This is a genomic window from Streptomyces sp. NBC_00223 (genome assembly GCF_036199905.1).
In the GTDB taxonomy this organism is placed as follows: Bacteria; Actinomycetota; Actinomycetes; order Streptomycetales; family Streptomycetaceae; genus Actinacidiphila.
Window position 1 is genome coordinate 5,871,094 of sequence record NZ_CP108109.1, and the last position, 19,933, is coordinate 5,891,026.

General features: G+C 71.8%; 15 protein-coding genes. 10 read left to right on the plus strand and 5 right to left on the minus strand.

The window, feature by feature from the left end; genetic code table 11:
* Nucleotide 1: 1 nt before the first annotated feature.
* Together OHA30_RS25100 and OHA30_RS25105 are read left to right on the plus strand one after the other, a co-directional pair.
* The gene (locus OHA30_RS25100; protein WP_328916137.1) at nt 2-964 is read left to right on the plus strand and encodes an urease accessory protein UreD; all 963 of its coding nucleotides are present in this window, start codon (nt 2-4) and stop codon (nt 962-964) included.
* A gap of 92 nt (nt 965-1,056) precedes the next feature.
* Entirely contained in the window at nt 1,057-2,385 is a 1,329-nt protein-coding gene (locus OHA30_RS25105; RefSeq protein WP_328917985.1) for an ammonium transporter, read from the plus strand.
* A gap of 42 nt (nt 2,386-2,427) precedes the next feature.
* On the opposite strand, the gene OHA30_RS25110 is transcribed toward OHA30_RS25105, so the two are convergent.
* Complete coding sequence (locus OHA30_RS25110; RefSeq protein WP_328916138.1) at nt 2,428-3,345, minus strand: DMT family transporter; 918 nt, start codon at nt 3,343-3,345, stop codon at nt 2,428-2,430.
* Between the two features lie 354 nt (nt 3,346-3,699).
* On the opposite strand from OHA30_RS25110, the gene OHA30_RS25115 reads away from it, so the two are divergent.
* Nucleotides 3,700-4,791 carry an MGDG synthase family glycosyltransferase gene (locus OHA30_RS25115; RefSeq protein WP_405785300.1) on the plus strand — a complete coding sequence of 364 codons (1,092 nt, stop codon included), beginning with the start codon at nt 3,700-3,702 and terminating at the stop codon, nt 4,789-4,791.
* A 15-nt stretch (nt 4,792-4,806) separates the two neighbouring features.
* Here the strand turns inward: OHA30_RS25115 and OHA30_RS25120 are convergent, their stop codons facing one another.
* Entirely contained in the window at nt 4,807-5,568 is a 762-nt protein-coding gene (locus OHA30_RS25120) for a polysaccharide deacetylase family protein (RefSeq protein ID WP_328916139.1), read from the minus strand.
* Between the two features lie 77 nt (nt 5,569-5,645).
* Complete coding sequence (locus tag OHA30_RS25125; RefSeq protein WP_328917987.1) at nt 5,646-6,413, minus strand: SDR family NAD(P)-dependent oxidoreductase; 768 nt, start codon at nt 6,411-6,413, stop codon at nt 5,646-5,648.
* Between the two features lie 347 nt (nt 6,414-6,760).
* Here OHA30_RS25125 and OHA30_RS25130 point away from each other — a divergent pair, with 347 nt between their 5' ends.
* Both OHA30_RS25130 and OHA30_RS25135 read left to right on the plus strand, forming a co-directional pair.
* Complete coding sequence (locus OHA30_RS25130; protein ID WP_328916140.1) at nt 6,761-7,690, plus strand: DMT family transporter; 930 nt, start codon at nt 6,761-6,763, stop codon at nt 7,688-7,690.
* Nucleotides 7,691-7,763: 73 nt separating this feature from the next.
* Entirely contained in the window at nt 7,764-9,146 is a 1,383-nt protein-coding gene (locus tag OHA30_RS25135; protein ID WP_328916141.1) for an SGNH/GDSL hydrolase family protein, read from the plus strand.
* 330 nt (nt 9,147-9,476) lie between these two features.
* Here the strand turns inward: OHA30_RS25135 and OHA30_RS25140 are convergent, their stop codons facing one another.
* A complete protein-coding gene (locus OHA30_RS25140; RefSeq protein WP_328916142.1) occupies nt 9,477-10,826 on the minus strand; it encodes a Fic family protein in 1,350 nt (449 codons plus the stop codon).
* Between the two features lie 533 nt (nt 10,827-11,359).
* Here OHA30_RS25140 and OHA30_RS25145 point away from each other — a divergent pair.
* The 4 genes from OHA30_RS25145 (at nt 11,360) to OHA30_RS25160 (ending at nt 16,314) form a co-directional block, all read left to right on the plus strand.
* Complete coding sequence (locus OHA30_RS25145) at nt 11,360-11,758, plus strand: hypothetical protein (RefSeq protein ID WP_328916143.1); 399 nt, start codon at nt 11,360-11,362, stop codon at nt 11,756-11,758.
* 83 nt (nt 11,759-11,841) lie between these two features.
* Entirely contained in the window at nt 11,842-14,211 is a 2,370-nt protein-coding gene (locus tag OHA30_RS25150) for a sensor histidine kinase (RefSeq protein WP_328916144.1), read from the plus strand.
* Nucleotides 14,184-14,861, plus strand: a complete 678-nt coding sequence (locus OHA30_RS25155; protein ID WP_328916145.1) for a response regulator transcription factor — start codon at nt 14,184-14,186, stop codon at nt 14,859-14,861. Before OHA30_RS25150 ends, OHA30_RS25155 begins: the two co-directional genes overlap by 28 nt.
* Nucleotides 14,862-14,970: 109 nt before the next feature.
* A complete protein-coding gene (locus OHA30_RS25160; protein WP_328916146.1) occupies nt 14,971-16,314 on the plus strand; it encodes an alpha/beta hydrolase in 1,344 nt (447 codons plus the stop codon).
* Between the two features lie 94 nt (nt 16,315-16,408).
* On the opposite strand, the gene OHA30_RS25165 is transcribed toward OHA30_RS25160, so the two are convergent.
* The gene (locus tag OHA30_RS25165; protein ID WP_328916147.1) at nt 16,409-17,686 is read right to left on the minus strand and encodes a glycoside hydrolase family 16 protein; all 1,278 of its coding nucleotides are present in this window, start codon (nt 17,684-17,686) and stop codon (nt 16,409-16,411) included.
* A 943-nt stretch (nt 17,687-18,629) separates the two neighbouring features.
* On the opposite strand from OHA30_RS25165, the gene OHA30_RS25170 reads away from it, so the two are divergent.
* The gene (locus OHA30_RS25170; protein WP_328916148.1) at nt 18,630-19,751 is read left to right on the plus strand and encodes a glycoside hydrolase family 53 protein; all 1,122 of its coding nucleotides are present in this window, start codon (nt 18,630-18,632) and stop codon (nt 19,749-19,751) included.
* Nucleotides 19,752-19,933: the final 182 nt, after the last annotated feature.

A 19,933-nucleotide genomic window follows, 5' to 3' on the forward strand; every position in this document is an offset into this window, starting at 1 on the left:
CATGCGGGCCGCCCCGGAACGCCCGCGGCCCGACCGGCTCGCCCCCGGCTACTACACCGCGGTCCGCCTGCCCCCGGACCTGGCAGGCTCGCCCGCGGTCCCCGACACGCTGCCCGCCGGCTCACCGGCCAAGGTGGGCATTCTCGATCTGGCCTTCGCGGTGCGGGGAGGGCGCACCGAACTGGTCGAGCGGTACCAGAAGACGCCGTTGCAGATCATGCGGCCGCTGTGGATCGACCCCGCGCTGCCGGGTATGGCCTACGTCTATCTGATGTCCACGGGCGGCGGGATCGTCCAGGCCGACCGCTACCGGATGGACTTCCGCTGCGGTCCCGGCACCCAGGTGCATCTGACCAGTCAGGCGGCCGCCAAGGTGCTCCGGACGGAGTACGACTACGCCACGCAGCTCGTCCATCTGACCGCGGGGACCGGCAGCTATGTGGAGTATCTGCCCGATCCGCTGATCCCGTTCAAGGACTCCCGGTTCTACCAGCGGACCGAGGTCACGGTGGCCCCCGGCGCGACCGTCCTGCTCGGGGACACCGTCACCGCGGGCCGGCTCGCCCGCGGTGAGCGCCACGAGTACCGGGCCCTCGCCATCGATCTGCACGTGGCCCGGCCCGACGGCACCCTGCTCGCCGTCGACACCCTCCGCCTGATGCCCGGCACGGCGGGCCCCGGACCCGGCGGCGGGCCCGCGGTCTTCGCCGGCGCCGACCACGTCTCCTCGTTCTTCGTGATCACCGACCGCAGGCCCGCCGCGGAGATCGCCGACACCCTGCACGAGGCGCTGGCGGGCCTCGGGGTCCTGTACGGGGCCAGCGTGCTGCCGCGGGACTGCGGCGCGTGGGTCCGGATCCTGGACAGCGACCCGGTCCGGGTCGCCGCCGCCCGTACCGCCGCGTGGCACCGCGTGCGTGAACTCCTCACCGGCCTTCCGGCTCCCGACCTGCGCAAGGCGTAGCCCGTGAACCCGGTCCGTACGCGACCCGCACCCGACCTTCCCGCACCCCCATTCCTGTGAGGTCTCCCGCCGTGAACGCCGTCTTCGCGCCGATGCCCCCCGCGTACGACTCCGGTGACACCGCCTGGCTGCTGACCTCCGCCGCCATGGTGCTGCTGATGACGCCGGGTCTGGCCTTCTTCTACGGCGGCATGGTGCGCACCCGGCACATCCTGATGATGATCAAGATGAGCTTCGCCGCGCTCGCCTTCGGCACGCTCGTCTGGTGGGTGGCCGGATACACCCTGGCGTTCGGGCCGGACATCGGTGGTGCCGGACTTCTCGGCAACCTCGACCACGCGTTCATGCGGGGCATCGGGCTGACCACGCTGTCCGGGCACATCCCCACCTATATCTTCAGCACCTTCCAGATGGGCTTCGCGATCATCACGGTCGCCCTGATCAGCGGCTCCATCGCCGACCGGGCCACCATGAAGGGCTGGCTCGTCTTCGTCGTCCTGTGGCTGCTGATCGTCTACGTGCCCCTCGCCCACTGGGTGTTCGACCGGGACGGCTGGATCGTGCGGCACCTGGGCGCGCTGGACTTCGCGGGCGGTCTGCCGGTGGAGCTCAACTCCGGGGTCTCCGGTCTCGCGGTGGCGCTGGTGCTGCGCGCCCCGCGCGACTTCGCCCGCCGCGAGGAGCGGCCCAACAACATCCCGCTCCTGGTGATCGGGGTCGCGCTGCTCTGGTTCGGCTGGTTCGGCTTCAACTCCGGCTCGGCGCTGACCGACCAGGGCAACGCGGCCGCCGCGTTCCTCAACACCCAGCTGGGCGCCGCGGGGGCGATGGTCACCTGGCCGCTGGTCGAGAAGTGGCGCACGGGCAGGGTCACCACCGTGGGCGTCGTGTCCGGCGCGGTCGCGGGCATGGTCGCGATCACCCCCGCCTGCGGTGAGATCAACACCCTGGGCGCCGTCGTCACCGGTCTGGTGGTGGGCGCGGTGTGCGCCTTCGCCATCACCCTGAAGTTCCGTTTCAACGTCGACGACACACTCGACGTGGTCGGCGTGCACGGGGTCGGCGGCCTGATCGGCCTGATCATGGTGGGGCTGTTCGCCACGGCACGGATCAGCGGCAAGAAGGGCCTCTTCTACGACGGCGGCTGGGGACTGCTGGGCCGTCAGCTCGTGGCGATTGTCTCCGTCATCGCGTTCTCCTTCGTCCTCAGCTGGCTGATCGCGAAGGCGGTCGACCTGACCGTCGGGTTCCGCTCGGAGGAGGAGTACGGCAGCGTGCCCGGAGCGGACCGGGAGCGGGCGTACGACTTCCAGACCGCCGAGCGGCTGGGCGCCCTCGTCTCCGGCAAGCCGGTCGGCAGCGACGACGAACTGGTCCGGCAGATCGCGACCCTGCTGCGGGCCCGCAGGGACGCCGGATAGCCGCCCGCGGCCGTGGGACACCGGCGTCCGGGCTCGCCCGGGTCACCGGACACGGCGCTTGCGGGACGATTCCGGTTTGACGTTGTCCCAGCTCTCCCCGCCGGCCACCGCGGGCGACCGGGTCAGGCCGACGATGCCCGCAGCCATGAGGACGACGCCCCCGGCCTCGGGCAGCAGACGCAGTCCCACGGAGACGCTCTCCCCGAACAGCACGACGCCGAGGGCCACGCTGATCAGAGCGTCGCCCAGGGTCAGGGCGGGCTGGGAAGCGGCGAGGGTGCCCGCCTTGAGCGTCCACTGGAGCAGCAGCACACTCACCAGGCCGGTGAACGCGCCCGCGTAGGTGTGCCAGGTGGACAGGACCGCGGACAGCCCGTCAGGGAAACGCCCGGTCACTTCCTTGATGAGCGCGGCCGTGACCGCGAAGCAGGCGGCCGTCGCCGTACCGAGCGTGGCGGCCCGTACGGGTCCCGGTCCGCGCAGGCGGTTGGCGGCGTAGAGCAGGAAGCCGACCGCCAGCGCCAGGAGCCCTCCCACGACGAGCCAGCGCCAGTCGGCGGCCCGGTCGCCGCCGTGGGAGGGGGACGCGGCGATCAGGAAGACCGCGAGCCCGGTGGCGAGCATCACGAAGGACAACCAGGTCACGACGCCGGGCCGGTGACGGAACACCACGGCCGCGATGAGCAGCGTGAACAGCAGTTCGGTGGCCAGCAGGGGCTGCACCACCGACAGCTGCCCGGAGTCCAGGGCGATGACCTGGAAGACCGCGGAGAGCACCATGGCCGCCGCCCCCGCCCACCAGTACCCCCGGTGCAGGAGTTCCCCCAGCCGGGCGGCCGCCGCTCTGACGCCGCGGCCGGAGACACCGTCCGGCTCGACGGCGGCCCGGCGCTGGAGCACCGACGCCGCCGCGTTGGACAGCGCGGAGAACAGGGCCATGACGACGGTGAGCACATTCATGTGGATCCCTGTCGTTCACCGGGTCCCGGCGGGCGCCCACGCGCACCGGATGGGCGGGCAGGAGAAAGGAGACATATCCTCCCGAAGGGGGTGTATAAACCTTTGAGGACCGGCTACGCACGACGGGTGGATACCGGCCCGCGCCCGTTTGACGGCAGGCCCTGCGGATACCTGTTGGCTCATCGCGAGATACGAGGTGCCCATGCCGCCCGCCTGCCTTCGCCCGTGCCCGCACATCACGGCCCCCTGCCCCGGCCCGTACCCGTACCCCTGCCTCCGTCTCTCCCCCTGCGCCGGTCCGTCCGCCTCGGCGTCCGTACCCACCGCCCTCGCCGAGCCCGGGTGGCGGGCGCCGTGAGCCGTCTGCTGGTCCTCGGCGCGAGCATGGGGTCGGGTCACGACGCGGTGGCCGACGAGCTGTCCCGGCGGCTGCGCGACGCCGGGCACGAGGCCGTGCACGCCGACGTACTGGACCTGCTGCCCGGGAGCATCGGGGCCGGTGTGCGCGGCTTCTACCGCTCGGCGATCCGGCATGTCCCCGTGGTGTACGCGGGGATCTACGCGGCGTTCTTCCGGGCCGGCGGCGGCCCCCGGCCGGGCAGCGCGCCGCTCGCGGCGCTCGCCGAGGACCGGTTGCGGGCGGAGGTGGCGGGCCGGGGCGCCGACGCGGTCGTCGCCGTCTTCCACCTCGCCGCCCAGCTGACCGGCCGGATGCGCGCCCGCGGGCGGCTCACGGTCCCCAGCGCGGTGGTCATCACCGACTTCGCCGTCCACCGGCAGTGGCTGCACCGGGGGAACGACCTCACCTTGTGCCTCACCCCGCGGATCGCCCGGGACGTGGGGCGCCGCCTGGGCCGACCCGCCGCGGTGTGCGGCCCGCTGCTGCCCGACCGCTTCCACCCGCACCCGGACGGCGAGGCGTACTGGCGGCAACGGCTCGCGGCGGCCGACGGGCGCCCGCCCGTACTGCTGGCCACGGGGGCGTGGGGGGTGGGAAGCCGCCTGGAGGAGACGGCCGGGCTGCTGTCCGGCGCGGGCTTTCTGCCGGTCGCGCTGTGCGGGCGGAACGACCGGCTGCGCCGCCGGCTGTCGAAGGTGCCGGACACGGTCGCCCTGGGGTGGGTCGACGACATGCCGGGCCTGATGGCGGCCGCCGCCGCACTGGTCGACAACGCCGCGGGACAGACGGCGCTCGAAGCGCTCGCCGTCGGCCTCCCCGTCATCGGCTACCGTCCCATCCCCGGCCACGGCGTCGAGGGCGTACGCGCGATGGCGGCGCTCGGCCTGACCGAGTACGCCGCGGACTCCTGGCAACTGGTGCAGTCCCTGGACCGGATCACCTCCGGCGATCCGGTGCGCGAGCGGCTCACCCGGGCCGGGCGCGGCCTCTTCCGGGGCGATGTCGTACGCCCGCTGGAGCGGCTCGCCGCCGGGGCGGAGGTCTGACGGCCGCTCAGGCGCTCAGGTGTGCAGGGCCCGGCGGCACGCGACGCTGTGCTCGCCGAGCGGCCCGACCGTCAGGCCGTCGGTCCGGCAGGAGGCCACCAGGGCGGGCAGCGCGGCCAGTGCCGCCCGCCAGCAGCCCGGTGCCGCCTGGCGGTCGGTGTCGTGCAGCAGCACCGTGCCGCCGCCCCGCAGGTCCTTGAGCACGGTGGCCAGGACGGACCCCGCCGTGGCGTGAGCGGTCCAGTCGCGGCCCCAGGCGGTCCACAGGACCGGGCGCAGCCCGGTGCGGCGGGCGGCCCACAGCCGGTCCCCGGTCAGAATGCCGTACGGGGGCCGGTACCAGGTCGGAGCGGCGCCCGACACCTCCGCCACCGCGTGCGCGGCCCGCGCCAGCAGCCGCGCCTCCCTCACCGGCGACGGCCACCAGGGGCGGTTGTGCGTCCAGCCGTGGACCGCCAGTTCGTGGCCGCGCCGGACGATGTCCTGGCTCAGCCGGCGGTGGGCGCGCACCTGTTCGCCGAGAACGAAGAACGTGGCCCGGACCCCCAGTTCGTCCAGCGCGTCCAGAAAGGCGGGCGTGGAGCGGGGATCGGGCCCGTCGTCGAAGGTGAGCGCCACATGGCCGGTGCTGCCGGCGCCCGCCAGGGACGGCAGCAGGGCGCGTCGCGGGCCGGCGAGCCAGGTCCCGGCCGGCCCGGCGTGGGCCGCGACAGCGAGCGCCGGGACGGCGGCGACGGCCGCGGCGAGCGCACGGCCGCGGTGGACACCGTCCGGCATGCGTGGCTCCCTTCTCGTGCGGTCGGGTTCCCCCGTACGTCCGTGGGTTCCCCCGTCCGGCCGCGGGCCCGACCGGCTCAGCCGAAGCGAGCGGCCAGACGCCGGTACGAGGCGGGCGCCAGGACGCGGATCCCGGTCGCCACGCGGAGCCATCCGGGCACGAACACCTCGTCGTGCTCCCGGCGCACCGCCTCCAGCACCGCGTCGGCCACCCGTTCGGGCGGGATCGGACGCGGCCGGGCGCGGAGGTAGGGCACGCCCCGCCGGGCGAAGAACGGAGTGTCGACCACGCCCGGCACCACGTGCGTCAGCCGTACCCCGGTCCCGGACAGCTCGTACCGCAGCGCGTCGGCGAAGGCCCCCAGGCCCGCTTTCGCCGCGGAGTACACCGCCTCGTCCCGCACTCCGACACAGCCCGCGACCGAACCGATCAGCACCAGATGACCGCGTCGCCGCGCCACCATGTGCGGCAGGACCTGCCGGACCAGCTGCACCACCGAGACCAGGTCCACGGTGAGCACCCGGTCCACCTCCTCGCCGGGCATGGAGGTGAACGGCCCGGCCCAGCCCACGCCGGCGGCGGCGACGACCAGGTCGATGCCCTCCACCTGACCGAGCGCCCGGTCCGCCAAGTGGCGGACGCCGTCGGGGGTCGACAGGTCGCAGGCGATCGTGACGGCGGACGTCTCGCGCGCCACGGAGTCCAGCCGTGCCCGGTCACGGCCGGCCGCCAGCAGCGTCCAGCCCTCCCGCGCCAGCCGGCGCGCGACAGCGGCCCCGATCCCGGAGGAGGCACCCGTCACCAGCGCCGCGCCCGGTGCGGCCGCGGTGCGTGACGGGAGCATGGACGGGGCCGCGTACGGATCCGCCGTGGCGCGTCCCAATCTGACCTCCTCCGATGGGCCCCGATACGGCGCCGGAGTCCGCCGGCCGCCCGCGGGCGGACCTGCTGCGGCCCGGCTCGCACATCCCTGCCGTCGGCGACGGCATCGACCATCGAGGGGTAGCCGCGACTCGCCGTGTTCAAACCTTCCGCACCGCCGTTCCGACGGGCGCGTACGGCCGGAAGGAGTCCGGGAGCGGGGTCTGCCCGCGCCCGGGCCGGGCGGGCGTCCGCAGGCCCGGCGATAGGCCGCACGTGTGTCTTTGCGGAACCGACCCGCCCGGGGTACGGCCGTTGACAATCCTCGGCGTGGTCGCGGCAGGAGGATGGCACACCGTGGTCTACCTCTTCAGCCTTCCCGCCGCGTGTCTGCTCGGCTTCGGCTTCGTGCTCCAGCAACAGGCGGCCGAACGCGAACCGCTGTCCATGATGCTGTCCTTCCGGCTCCTGCTGGACCTGGCCCGTGTCCCGCTCTGGCTGGCGGGTATCGGCTGCATGGTCATGGGCCAGATCCTCGGGGCGCTGGCGCTGGCCCACGGCGAACTGAGCCAGGTGGAGCCGCTGCTCACCACGAACCTGCTGTTCGCGATGGCGCTGGCCCGGTGGAGGGGCGTCCAGCCGCTGGGATGGTCGGGGTGGCTGGGAGCGCTCGCCCTCAGCTGCGGAGTGGCGGCCTTCATCCTGGCGGGCCGCCCGCACGGAGGCCATGGCCACGTCGGCGCGCTGCGCCACTGGCTCGTGATCGCCTGCGTGGTGGGAACGGCGGGGCTCCTCGTCCTCGTCTCCCAGCGCCTGCGACTGCTGCGGCGTCCACCCCTGCTGGCCGCCGCGGCGGGCATCCTCTACGGCCTCCAGGACGCCCTCACCCGGGTCTCCGGCGGGATCATCGGCGACCGGGGAATCACCGGACTGCTCGTCTCGTGGCAGCCCTGGACCGTCGTGGCCCTCGCGATCGTGGGTCTGCTCCTGGTGCAGAGCGCCTTCGAGGCCGGGCCGCTGCGCCTGTCCCTGCCGGCCCTGAGCGCGGCCGAACCCCTGAGCGGCATCGCCTGCGGCATCGGCTTCCTCAACGACCAGCTGCGCACCACGCCCGGCGCGCTGGCCCTGCAGATGATCGGAGTCGTCGCGGCGGTCACCGGCGTCTTCGTCCTCGGGCGGCACCCGGTCATGCCCACCGGCAAGCGGCGCCCCGAAGTCCCGGTCCATCACCACCCCCACCAGGCACGGCACCGGACATGACGTCAGAACGCGCCGCGCGCCCGGGAGCGGGGCGCGGCGTCCTGGCGGACGATGGTCCGTGGAAGGAGATCCTGTGGCACGTCCTTGGCCGAGGCGGCTGGCGACCGCGGCCCTGTACGCGGTCCTGATCCTGCTGCTCGCCTTCGCGGCCACCTGGCTCGCGGTGCGGATCACGCCGCTCCAGGCCGTGTCGGCCGCCGGTCAGACGGTCCGGGTGGGTGCCGCGTCTCCGCGTCTCGGGGTGTCAGGGCCGGGGGAGCTGGAACTCTTCGGCCAGACGATCCCCACCAGGCAGCACTTCACCGGGCCCATCCGGCCACGGCTCGAACTCACCCGTATCGCCCAGGACCCGCAGGTCGCCGAGCTGCTGGAGTCCGGCGGCCACGGGAAGCTGACCCTGACCGTGGGCCGCGAACTCACATCCGGCTGGGTGCGCTACGCCCTGTGGGAGACGGCCGTGGCCGCGGGGGTCCTGCTGGTCGTACTGGCCGCGGTGACCGGGCTGCGGCGGACCTCGCCCCGCCGGACCGCCGGTGTGCTGGCCGGGGGAGTGGTGGCGGTCTGCGTGGTCAACCTGCTTGGCTTCGGCCTGCTGGCCTCCGGCACCCCGCGCGCCCTGGACCGGGTGCGCTCCCTCGACGACCTGGTCGGGCGCAGCCCGCTGGCCCCGGTCCCGCCCGCTTCGGGCCCGCGGCTGGCCCAGGTGCGCGTGGTCGTCCTGGGCGACTCCACCGCGGCCGGCACGGGCAACCGGCCGCTGCCGAAGCCCGACGCGCTCGACAAGGCGTGCGAGCGCAGCGCCGATTCCTACGCCGAGGCGCTGTCAGGGACCAACGATTGGAACGTGCTCAACCTGGCCTGCTCCGGCGCCACCGTCCGCGACGGCATCCTCGGCGTGCAGATCGTGGGCGACCATGTGGCCCCGCCCCAGCTCGCCGAGGCACAGCGCGCCACGAAGGCGCAGGCGCTCATCGTCAGCATCGGGGCGAACGACGTCGGCTGGGCGGACCTGGCCCGGCTGTGCGCCGCAGCCCCGGTGTGCGACGACCGGGCCACGAACGCGTACTTCCGCAGCAGGCTGACCCGCTTCGCCCTCGACTACCGCAAGCTGCTGGGCCAGCTCACCGCGCTGCCGCAGCACCCGGCCGTACTGATCAACGAGTACTACGACCCCTTCGGCCCGGACATCGGTTGCCTGAAACGTGAGGGGCTCACCACGGTCAAGGTCGACGTCCTGCGTTCACGGCTGGCGGCGCTCAACACCGTGCTGGACCAGGGCGCCACGACAGCGGGCTTCCCCGTCGCGCGGCCGCGTTTCGCCGGGCACGAACTGTGCACCGGCCAGCCGTACGTCCAGGGCACGGCCGGCAAGGCCCCCCTCCACCCCACGGCGGCCGGCGAACTCGCCATCGCCCTGGCCGACCAACAGGTCCTCCTGTCCAAACTCATCCCATGACCGGCGTACTTGGAGCTTCCGGGGGCTCGCAAGCACCCGGCCCCGGCTCAGCGATGTGACTCCAGGTACGGCGCCAGATGGTGCAGGCGGGTGTGACAGTCGGGATGCGAGGCCAGAAGCTTGCCCAGCGGACCAGGTCGGCCGTCGTGAGCTTGGATGACCGTACCGAAAGCACCCGCGTCGCCGCGCGCGGAAAAGGCGGCGGCCATCATCCAACTCCCCAGGTTCGCAGCTGCTTTGGCCTCTTCTGCGGGACCGCACGCCCTTCACGCGTGTGCCCCTCAGCCCAGGCCAGAGGATCTTCTGACAGCTCACTCATTGAGCCTGATGTTATTGGTCTCCGGTGTCGAGATTATGAATCCTGGACTCCAGGTCGGCAACCGGTGTCCATACGTATGCTTTTCCGGAGCGTCGCTTGTCGAGAAGGCCTCGCCGTTCAAGGCCGATGAGATCCTGTCTTGCTGTTTCGTACACCACGTTATGGCTTGACATATGCGATTGTGCGGTCACGGAAGCTTCGGGGTGCTTCATCGTATAACTTAGCAGTGCAATTTGGCGGTGGTTGAAGTCGACCGCGCCGGAGATTTTTCTTTGGAGCTCACGGACTTCCTGTGTCTTGCTCGCCAGATAGTCGTGCAACTGTACGATGCTGCGCTGCAGCACGCTCAGTTGGTACATGTGGAAATAGGTGAGGTCGTTCTCGTCGTCCTCGGTGTAGAGGTAGCTGCGAGCGTATCGCGCCGGAGCGTTCTTCAAAATCGAAGAAATGGCAACATATTCTGTCAGCCAGTATCCCTGATTGAGCATCGACCAGTAGAACAATGCGCGTGCCGTGCGGCCGTTTCCGTCCTCGAATGGATGATCGTATCCGATCATGAAGTGAATCGTGATGGCACGCAGTACCGGCGGTATATAGCTGTCGTCGAGTTCGGCATTTGCGAAGGCGCACAGGCGGTCCACCCGTTCGGGCAGCATCTCTGCGGGTGGCGGTGTGTGCAGCAAGACGCCCGTATCCGCGAATACGCTGACTCGATCCTCGGACGGCAGTTGGAACCTGCCGGATGATTCTGGATTGTCCAGTGTTCCATCGGTGACCACACGATGGATCTCGCAGATGAGCTCAGAGGTCAGCTTCTCCTTTCGCAATTCGCCGATCATTCGCATGGCGGAAAAGTTATTGGCAATCATGCGTTCGTCGCGCGTTCGCGGCAAGCGGCCGGCCCGGATCATCTCCTTCGCGACCTGACGGGTCGTAGAAGCTCCTTCGAGTTGGCTTGAGTTGATTGCTTCTTCGATAAGAGAGTTGATGAGATAGCGATCACGAGTGGCAGGATTCGTTACTTGTTCACTGGCGGCGATTTGCCCACTCGCGTCCCTGTTCACTTCTTCCAGTGATTTGAGAACGATATCGGGTAGTGCGAAAGTGAACGGTACGCCTTCCACGTCGGCCAGTGGAAGCGTGCGGCGCATCTGGAGACGCGTGAACTTGATTGCCGCCCACCATTCCTCATGGGTAAGGCTGTCGGGGGGTGTCTTGAATCTGATCTTATCCCATGGAAGATAGGTGTCCGCGGGTCCACCGCCGGGGTTGGTGAGAATTCGGATTACCTTCTCCGGATTATCCCGGGCCAGATTTTTCAGGATTGCCTGAGCGTCGGGTGGGGTCGGTGGGCGCTTCATCGGTGGGCAACTCCGTTCGCGCTTGGGGTGCCTCGCCGGGGGCGTGGGTGTGGGCGGAGGCAACTACCAGTCTTCTACTAGTTTCTACCAGACTAGTAGGAGGTTCTTCGTCCAGGCGGGCGGCGCGCCAGTGTCCAGTGATCGACATCGTGCTACTACCAGTCTTCTACTAGTTTCTACCAGACTGGTAGAAAGCCTTCATCCGCAGGTCAGGACCTATGCATGCGGAGCAACCAGCTGGCGCCCACTCGTCGACCAGGAGGAGGACCGCGGGTCAGCGCGGTTACCGATGTGACGGGCCGGCCTTCCTCCGGTCCGCGGTCGGCAGGGCAGAAGCTCGTGTGCCGCTCAGGCACGGCCGGCAAGGCCCCCCTCCACCCCACGGCGGCCGGCGAACTCGCCATCGCCCTGGCCGACCAACAGGTCCTCCTGTCCAAACTCGTCCCGTAACCGGCGTACTTGGGGTCGGCCGCATATGCTCCCCCCGGCCCGGGGCCGTTCCCGCACCCCGTTCCTCCACGAAAGGAGCCGGTGTGATCGCGCACGACCTCTTCGCCTACAAGATCACCGCTGTCCTGATCCGGGCCGGACTGCCGATCGCCGCGACCCCCGATCACTCGCTGGAGGCGGGTGCGCACATCAGTGTCGACGACACGAGCGACCCGCCCGTCGCCCTCGTCGAGTGGCGGGCGCATCCGTCGTTGAACGCGCACTTCCTGACCGTCCCCCACGATCAACTCCTCACCGACCCCAAGGTGCGCACGCGGCAGACCGCGATACGGGCCATGAACACGGCGATCACCGCCGTCCTGGAAGCCGAGGGCCACCGGGTCCGCAAAGGCGAGGACCTGGATGACCTGTGGGTGGGGCAACTGGTCGTCACCGGCCCGGAACAGGGCCCCGAGACCGAGAACCCGCGTCCGGCCGTGTGACGCGCGCTCCCGTCGCACCCGCCACGTGCGGCAGCCGCCGCCGGTCCGGCGGCGCCGGCCGGGCGGGCCGGTAGCCTCCAGTCATGGGAGAGGATCGCGGGCGCCCGGAGTTGCTGGCGCCGGGCGTCCTGGTCGTCCTTCAAGCCGTGTGGTGGGCCGCCGTCGTGACGGGTCGGGACACGCCGCCCGACCCGGACCGGACAGTGCTGGTCGCGGTCGTCACCGGGGTCGCGGTCGGCGCGGTGGCACTGCGGCGTACGGCGCCGGCGGTGGCCCTGGGCGCCGCGCTCGCCGCCGTCGCGGGCGCGGACGTCTCCCGGGTCCTGGCCTGCGCGCCGGTCACCACGGCCGCGGTGGTCATCGCGCTGCACTCGCTCGCCCTGCGCCGCACCGCGGGCGTGTCCGCGCTCGGGGCGGGCGTGGTCGCCCTGACCGTCGGCGGCCTCGCGCGGTGGCACGGCGAGGAGCCGCGGATCGTGGCCGCCGCGGCCTTGCTGACCTGTGCCGGGGCGGCGGCGGTGTGGGTACTGGGCCGCTCCCGACGGCGACGGCGGGCCGTCGGTTCCGCGCGCGCCGAGTACGTCCTGCGGACTCCCGCCCTGCTCCGGCACACCACACGGACCGAACGCCTGAGCTTCGCCGCCGAGTTGCACGACATCGCGGCGCACCGGCTGACCGGGGTCGTCGTGTCGGCCGCCGCCGCGCTCCGGCTCGGACGTCCCGCCCTGGTGGCGGAGGCGACCGGGCACGCGGGCCGGGCAGGGCGGCAGGCACTCCTCGAACTCGACGCGCTGGCCGAAGCCCTCGCCGTCCCCCGCTTCCTGGAGGACATCGACACGCTCGTGGCGGCCTTCCCGGGGGTCCGGTACACCCGCGAGGTCACCGCAGCCGAACCCGCCGTGGCCGCACTGGCCTTCCGTGTCGTCCGTGAGGCCCTGACGAACACCGTCCGCTACGCCGCCGGAGCGGAGGTGGAGGTGGAGGTACGACTGGCCGCTGACCGCGCTGACCGCGCTGACCGCGCTGACCGCGCTGACCGCGCTGACCGCGCTGACCGCGCTGACCGCGCTGACCGCGCTGACCGCGCTGACCGCGCTGACCGCGCTGACCGCGCTGACCGCGCTGACCGCGCCGACCTGGTCGACCTGGTCGTCGAGGTGTGCGACAGCGGCGGTACGACCCCGGTCGCCGGCCTCGGCAGCGGCAGCGGTCTGGCCGTACTGCGCGAGGCGGTCGCGGCCGGCGGCGGCCGGCTGTCGGCGGGCCGCGTCGGGGCCGGTTGGCGGGTCCGGGCGCGACTGCCCCTGGCGACCGCGGCCCCCGCCGCGCGACGCCCCGGGGGACGCCGCCTCGGGGCCGGCCGGCGCGGCCCGGCCGCACGGGACGCCGCCCTCGCGCTGCTCGTCTTCGCGGTTCCGCTCGGTGCGGGACTGCTGCCCGCCGGCGGCCCGGATGTCTTCCCCGCCGGCGCCGGCGCCGCCCGCCATGCCGCGCTCCTCGTACTGCTCGCCCTGCACGCGCTGCCGCTGGCCCGGCGGCGTTCGGCGCCCGGAACCGGACTCGCGGCGGCCTCCGCCGGGCTGCTGCTGTGGCTCGGGTGCGACCGGCTGGGCGTGACCGCACCGCACACCACCGACCTGCTGCTGTGGTGCTGGTGGGGCGACCTGGTCCTGTTGCACTCGGTCGCGTCCAGGGCGCCGAGCGCCCGGGACGCGCGGCGCACCTGGCCCGCGGTGGTCGCCGTCGCCGCCGTGGCGGGCCTGGCCCTGGCCAGCGAGGGTGTACGGCAAGTCGCCCTAGGCTGGGCGGTGTTCGGCGCGCTGACCGCGGTGCCCGCGCTGGCCGTCTGGGCGTGCGGGGTCCGGGCCGGCGGGCGCCGCCGGGCCAAGGCAGGCGGCGAGAGCGCCCGGCGGGCGCTGCTGGAGCGGACGGCCGCCGAGGCGACGCGGGCCGAGCGGCTGCGGCTGGCCGCCGAACTGCGCGCCACGGCCCGCCGCCCGGTGGCGGACATGGTGGCCGCCGCCGACCGCGCCGATCTGCCACGGGTCCTGGCCGAGGCGCGCGGCGGCCTGGGCGCGCTGCGCGACCTGCTGACCGAGGTGCGCGGACTGCCCGCGGCGGACGACGACACACCGCCGCCCACCGTGGCGGGCATCGCCGCACTGGCCGCGCAGCACCGCGCGGTGACCCGGCTGACCGGGCGAGTACGGCCGCTGCCGGCGGCGGTCGAGGTCGTCGCCTACCGGTCGGCGGAGGCGCTGATGTCCGAAGAGGCCCTGGTCACCGTGCACTTCGCCGGTGACGGGGTCGAGGTCGTCGTCGGCCGCCGGCCCGCTCCCGGGCCGTCGCTGCGGCGGCGGCTGCACGCGATGGCCGACGCTGTCGGCGGTACACTCTCCGCGACCGGTGACGGCACCGTCCACGTGTGGCTTCCGGAGGTGGTGTCGGCGTGATCCGGGTGACGGTCGCGGACGACCAGGCCGTGGTACGGGCCGGTATCGCCGCGGTGCTCGACGCCGAGGCCGACCTGAGCGTCGTCGGCCAGTGCGCCGACGGGCGGGCCGCCGTGGAACTCGCCACCGCGCTGCGCCCCGACGTGGCGGTGGTCGACATCCGGATGCCGGAGCTGGACGGCATCGCCGCCGCCGCGCGCATCACGGCCGCCGTTCCGCACACCCGGGTGCTGGTGCTGACGACGTTCGGCCTGGAGGAGTACGTCTTCGCCGCGCTGCGCGCCGGTGCCGCCGGCTTCCTGCTCAAGGACGCCGAGCCCGAGCGGGTCATCGAGGCCGTACGGGTCGTCGCCGCCGGGAACGCCCTGCTCGACCCCGGCGTGACCCGGAGTCTGATCGACCACTTCGCGTCCGCGCCGGGCCCCGGTGACGCGACCCGGCTGGCGGCGCTGACGCGCCGGGAGACGCAGGTGCTCGTCCAGGTGGCGCGTGGCGGGACGAACGCCGAGATCGCGACGGCGCTCGGCATCAGCGCGGCCACCGTCAAGGACCATGTCGCCGTCATCCTGGGCAAGTTGGGCGTACGCGACCGCGTCCACGCCACCATCGCGGCGTACGAGTCGGGTCTGATCCGCCCCGGCGTCCGCTGACCCCGCCGCACGGCGGGGCCGCGACCCGCCGCCCGGGTGCCCCGAGCACCCACCGAACCCCTCCCTGAGCAGGAAGAACGCGCCCGAGCGCGCTCCTAGCGTGGTCCTCATGGCACAGACACTCCTCCGCCGTACCGGCGGCGTCCTGCTCCTCCTGGTGGCCGCGGTCCTGGGGCTCGCCGCCGCCGTGGCCGGCTTCCTGGGCGCGGCCGTCGCCACCGCCTCCATCCCGCTGCTGGTGACGGCCGCGCTCGCCGCCCTCTTCGGCGTCACCTTCCTGACGGCGTGGCCCGGGTACGCGCTGTACGGCGTGGTCCGGCGGCGCCGGGCCGCGGTGGTCTCCGCCGGCGTGCTCGCCGTACTGGTCGCGGCGCTGTCGGGGGTGACCGTCCTGCGGCCGATGGCGCGGCCCGCCGACCAGGCCGTGCCGCCGGACGTGCACTTCTGGAACCTGCCCACCGGCTCCCGGATCGCCTACCGCGAGGCGGCCGCCACCGGCCCCGCCCACCCCGCGCCCGTGATCTTCCTGCACGGCGGCCCGGGCACCGCCAACGACGACATCTCCGAGGTCGGACGCGCGCTGGCCACCGACGGCTTCGACGTCTACTCCTACGACCAGGTCGGCTCGGGCCGCTCCAGCAGGCTGCGCGACGTGACCCAGTACACCGACGCCCGGCAGGTGGCGGACCTGGACGCCATCCGCCGGACGATCGGCGCCGAGCGGATCATCCTGGTCGGCCAGTCCTGGGGCGGCTCGCTCGCCGCCCACTACATGGCCGCGCACCCGGACCGGGTCGCCAAGGCCGTCCTCAGCTCCCCGGGTGTGCTCTGGTACGGGGCCTTCCCGGACGGCGAGACCGGTGAGTTGTTCGACCGGCTGACGCCCGACGCCAAGCGGCGGTTCGACAGCCTCACCAGCAGTCCCCGGATGATCGCCCTGGCGCTGCTCCAGCAGGTCAACCCCGAGGCGGCGCACCATCTTGTCGGAGACCGGGAGGCCGACCAGCGCTTCCGCGAGATCCTCACGGCCTCCCTGCCCGCCGCCCAGTGCCCTGGCAGGCCCCCGGCGAGCCTCCCGGACAACCGGACAGGCTTCTACGTCAACCAGTTCACCATCGACGACGCCGAACACCTGCCGGACCCGCGCCCCCGGCTGCGGGCGGCGCACGTGCCGACGCTCATCATGCGCGGCGAGTGCGACTACAAGAAGTGGGAGGTCACCTACGACTACAAACGCACCCTTCCCGACTCCACCCTGGTGTACGTGCCCGGCGCCGGACACGCCATCGCGATCGACCGGCCCGCGATCTACCAGGCCGCCCTCCGTGCCTTCCTGCTCGACCGGCCGCTGCCGCTGCCCCCGTACACCGCGGCGACCCCGCCGGACACCGCAGCCGGGCAACCGGCCGAGTCCACCGGGCAGCGCACCCCGACGGCCTCCGACGGCCGCTGACCGGGCGGTCCCAGGTCGCCGGATGGTGGCGAGGGAGGGCTGACGCACGGCGGGCGGGACCCGCCGTGCGTCAGTGTCGTACCGCTCCCCGATCTCAGCTCTGCGTGTAGGTGTAGTGCGGGGAGTCGTACTGCGGACCGTTCTTCTCGTAGGTGAACCAGTAGGTCAACACCGTGCCGGAGGAAAGGCCGTTGACCGTCTGGGTCCAGGTGCCGCCGTTGTTGGCCATCCGGAAGTTCTGCTGGTTCGCGCCGTTGACCAGGTAGTGGACGTCCACGTACTGCGCGGGCGTGGTCGGCTTGAACGAGATCTGCGCGGAGGAGGCGCTGACCCGCGTCACGTTGGCGGTGTAGTCCCCCGTGGTGGTCCCGCCGCCGGTCGTGCCACCGGTCGTCGTGCCCCCGGTTGTGGTGCCCCCGGTCGTCGTGCCGCCGGTCGTGCTACTGCCGGGTCCCTTGTTGTAGACGGCGACCCAGTCGATGTTCATTTGTGCGCCGGAGACGGTGTTGGCGTTGGGGCCGCCGCCGAAGGCGTCGGGGAAGCCGCCGCCCATGGCGAGGTCGTAGATGATGAAGAAGGGGTGGTCGACGGCGTTGGCCCAGGTGGTGGCGTCGACCTGGTTGGCCTTGACGGTGAAGTAGTTGTTGCCGTCGAGGTACCAGCGGATCTGTTCGGGGCTGGTGGAGCGGTCGATTTCGACGGCGTAGTCGTGGTAGCCGGTCTGGCAGCCGCCGCAGGCGCGCTCTCCGCTGCCGATGCCGGTGGATTCGTTGCAGACGCCGCCGGGGTTGGTGCCGCAGTGCAGGGTGCCGAAGACGGAGCTGCGGCCGTTGATGTCTTCGAGGATGTCGACTTCGCCGGATTTGGGCCAGGTGACGCCGTCGCGGAGGGTGGAGCCGAGCATCCAGAACGCGGGCCAGTAGCCGGCGCCGTTGGCGGTGGTGACGTTGGGCTGCTGGATGGACGACTCCATCCGCACCACACCGCCCGCGGGCGCGCCGAAGGACGAGGACTGGGTCTCGATACGGCCCGAGGTCCAGCCGGACCGCGGGTCGGTGCCCGAATGCAGGGCCTTGAGCACCAGATGGCCGTTCCCGTCCTGGTACACATTGGCCGTACTGTTCGTCATCGTCTCGATCTCACCGGTACCGAAACTGCTCCCCGGACCGGTGTCGTACTTCCAGTTCGTGCCGTTCACCCCGGTGCCCGAGGCACCGGTGAAGTCGTCGCTCCAGGTGAGGCTGAAGCCGGCAGGCGGAGCCGCCACGGCGGCGGGCGCCGCCGCCGGGACGGCCGCCGCGGCCGCCCCGCCGCTTGAGGCGCTGACCGCGAGGCCGGCCACTCCCAGCACGGCGACGGCTAAGCCGATCACAGGTGCCTGACTGCGCCGGAGGCCGTGGCGGTGTGGCGTCACCGGCGCCTCCTGGACTGCTCGTTCTCGCTTGAAGAACATGCATTCTCCTTTTGGAGAATCCGTCGCCGCATATGGCCGGAAAGCCGGCCGTCGTCCAGGACCAGTGGGGAATTCCGTGACGCTTCGGCACTTGGTGCCGGGCGGGGGCAACGGATGAGTGGATGGGGGGAACGCGGCCGCGGCGCAGAAGTCCGGGACGGTTGTCCGTCATCTGTGCGCGGGTGGCGCCTGAGTGGGCTGAGAGCGCTCTCAGCCTCGGGCAGAAATTAGAGGCCCTTCCCCTTGTCCCGTCAAGGGGAAGGACACAACCGCATGGGACCGCCGCAGACCCACCTGCCCCGGAAGGCTGCCGGCGCCACCCCGTACCGGGCGCCCGCTGTGAGTCGGCCACGGTGGTCTCCGGTGTGGGGGACGGGCGGACCCGGTGTTCGGCGGGGAGGGCGCGAGAACCGGATCTGCTCAGGGTGTATGGGAACGCTCCCAGCCGATGTGAGAGTAGGAAGGCTCCGGCACGCCGTCAAGGACCCTGTCGGGATCTGATGTTCGATCATGTTCGAATGCGGGGGAGCGCGATGGTCTCCGATCCGGCACCCCCATGGACCTGGCTCTGCTAGTGAATGGCTTTGACCTGGGCTGATTCCTTTGGGGCGCAGGCAGGAAGAACGGAAACCGGGCCTGCTTCGCCGATCTGGATCGCACGACCCCTCCCGGCGATCGGTCACTTCCTGTTGACAGTTGAGTTACCGATCGGGAAGCTGCGTGGTGCACCTCAAGCCCATCCGGAAAGCGTTCGTGGTCTGCTGCTCATCAATTATGTGAACGTGCACAGAGCCAAGGCGGCCCCCTTGGCCGATCCGATCCGGCGGGTCCGTCCCGCCGAACCCACCGAATGGAGATCGGAATGACGATGGACAAAACCCGCCGCCGAGCGAAGATCGCCGTGCTGTTGGCGGCCGTCGCCCTGCCGGCGACCATGCTCACCACGTCCACGAGCGCCTCCGCGGCGAACTCGCTGAGCGTGCGCGGGGCCGACGTGTCGACCGCGCAGCGGGCTCTCGACCTCGGCGCCAAGTTCTACGACGCGAACGGCACGGCCAGGGACCCGCTCGACATCCTCAAGGACGCCGGCGTGAACTATGTCCGCCTGCGCGTCTGGAACAACCCGGCCAGTGGCTACAACAACAAGGCGAAGGTGCTCCAGTACGCGAAGACGGTCAAGGCGAAGGGCCTCAAGCTGCTGATCGACTTCCACTACTCGGACACCTGGGCGGACCCGGGCAAGCAGGCCAAGCCCGCGGCCTGGGCCGGTCACGGCATCAGCCAGCTCCAGACGGACGTCTACAACTACACCTACGACGTCTGCAACAGCCTCAAGTCCCAGGGCACGACACCGGACAGCGTGCAGATCGGCAACGAGATCAACGTGGGCATGCTGTGGAACGACGGCAAGGTGGTCAACAACGACTTCACCAACCTCAGCCTGCTCCTCAAGTCGGGCTACAACGCCACCAAGGCGTGCAACAGCGCGACCCAGGTGATCATTCACACCGCGGACGCGGACAGCGACGCCAACGCGCGCTGGTTCTACGACGGGATCAAGGCGAAGGGCGTCAACTGGGACATCACCGGGCTGTCGTACTACTGCATGTGGCACGGCACGCTGTCCAACATGGGCAGCGTCGTCTCCGACATGAAGTCCCGCTACGGCAAGGACGTGGTCATCGCCGAGACGGCCTACCCCTTCACCTCGGCGAACGCCGACAGCACCGGCAATTCGGTCACCTCCGGGTGCTCGGGCTATCCGCTCACCCCGCAGGGCCAGGCCGCGAACTTCACCGATGTGCAGAACACCGCCCGTAACGCCGGCGCGATCGGCGTCTTCTACTGGGAACCGACCTGGTACGCGGTCCCCGGCAACGGCTGGGACCCGGCCGACATCAACAACAGCGGAGACGGCTGGGACAACATGGCCGTCTTCGACCGGACCGGCCACGTCAACCCGAGTGTCAGGTGGACGTCGTAGGCGTCTGACGGGTCGTCCGCCCCGAGCGGCTGCCGGTCCCGACCGGCCCCGACTTCGGTGGCGGGCGGCCGGGTCTGTCCCGGGTCGCCCGTCGCCGTCGCCCGTCGCCCGTCGCCGTCGCCGTCGGCGCCCGCCGGTCGGCCGCTCACCGTCCCGCGGTCCACCCGGGCCGTCGGTGACCC

What these genes read in the sequence shown, in the direction of transcription:
- OHA30_RS25100 (WP_328916137.1), top strand. Translation starts at nt 2, where the DNA reads ATGCGGGCCGCCCCGGAACGCCCGCGGCCCGACCGGCTCGCCCCCGGC.
- OHA30_RS25105 (WP_328917985.1), top strand. Translation starts at nt 1,057, where the DNA reads ATGCCCCCCGCGTACGACTCCGGTGACACCGCCTGGCTGCTGACCTCC.
- OHA30_RS25110 (WP_328916138.1), bottom strand. Translation starts at nt 3,345, where the DNA reads ATGAATGTGCTCACCGTCGTCATGGCCCTGTTCTCCGCGCTGTCCAAC.
- OHA30_RS25120 (WP_328916139.1), bottom strand. Translation starts at nt 5,568, where the DNA reads ATGCCGGACGGTGTCCACCGCGGCCGTGCGCTCGCCGCGGCCGTCGCC.
- OHA30_RS25125 (WP_328917987.1), bottom strand. Translation starts at nt 6,413, where the DNA reads ATGCTCCCGTCACGCACCGCGGCCGCACCGGGCGCGGCGCTGGTGACG.
- OHA30_RS25140 (WP_328916142.1), bottom strand. Translation starts at nt 10,826, where the DNA reads ATGAAGCGCCCACCGACCCCACCCGACGCTCAGGCAATCCTGAAAAAT.
- OHA30_RS25150 (WP_328916144.1), top strand. Translation starts at nt 11,842, where the DNA reads ATGGGAGAGGATCGCGGGCGCCCGGAGTTGCTGGCGCCGGGCGTCCTG.
- OHA30_RS25160 (WP_328916146.1), top strand. Translation starts at nt 14,971, where the DNA reads ATGGCACAGACACTCCTCCGCCGTACCGGCGGCGTCCTGCTCCTCCTG.
- OHA30_RS25170 (WP_328916148.1), top strand. Translation starts at nt 18,630, where the DNA reads ATGACGATGGACAAAACCCGCCGCCGAGCGAAGATCGCCGTGCTGTTG.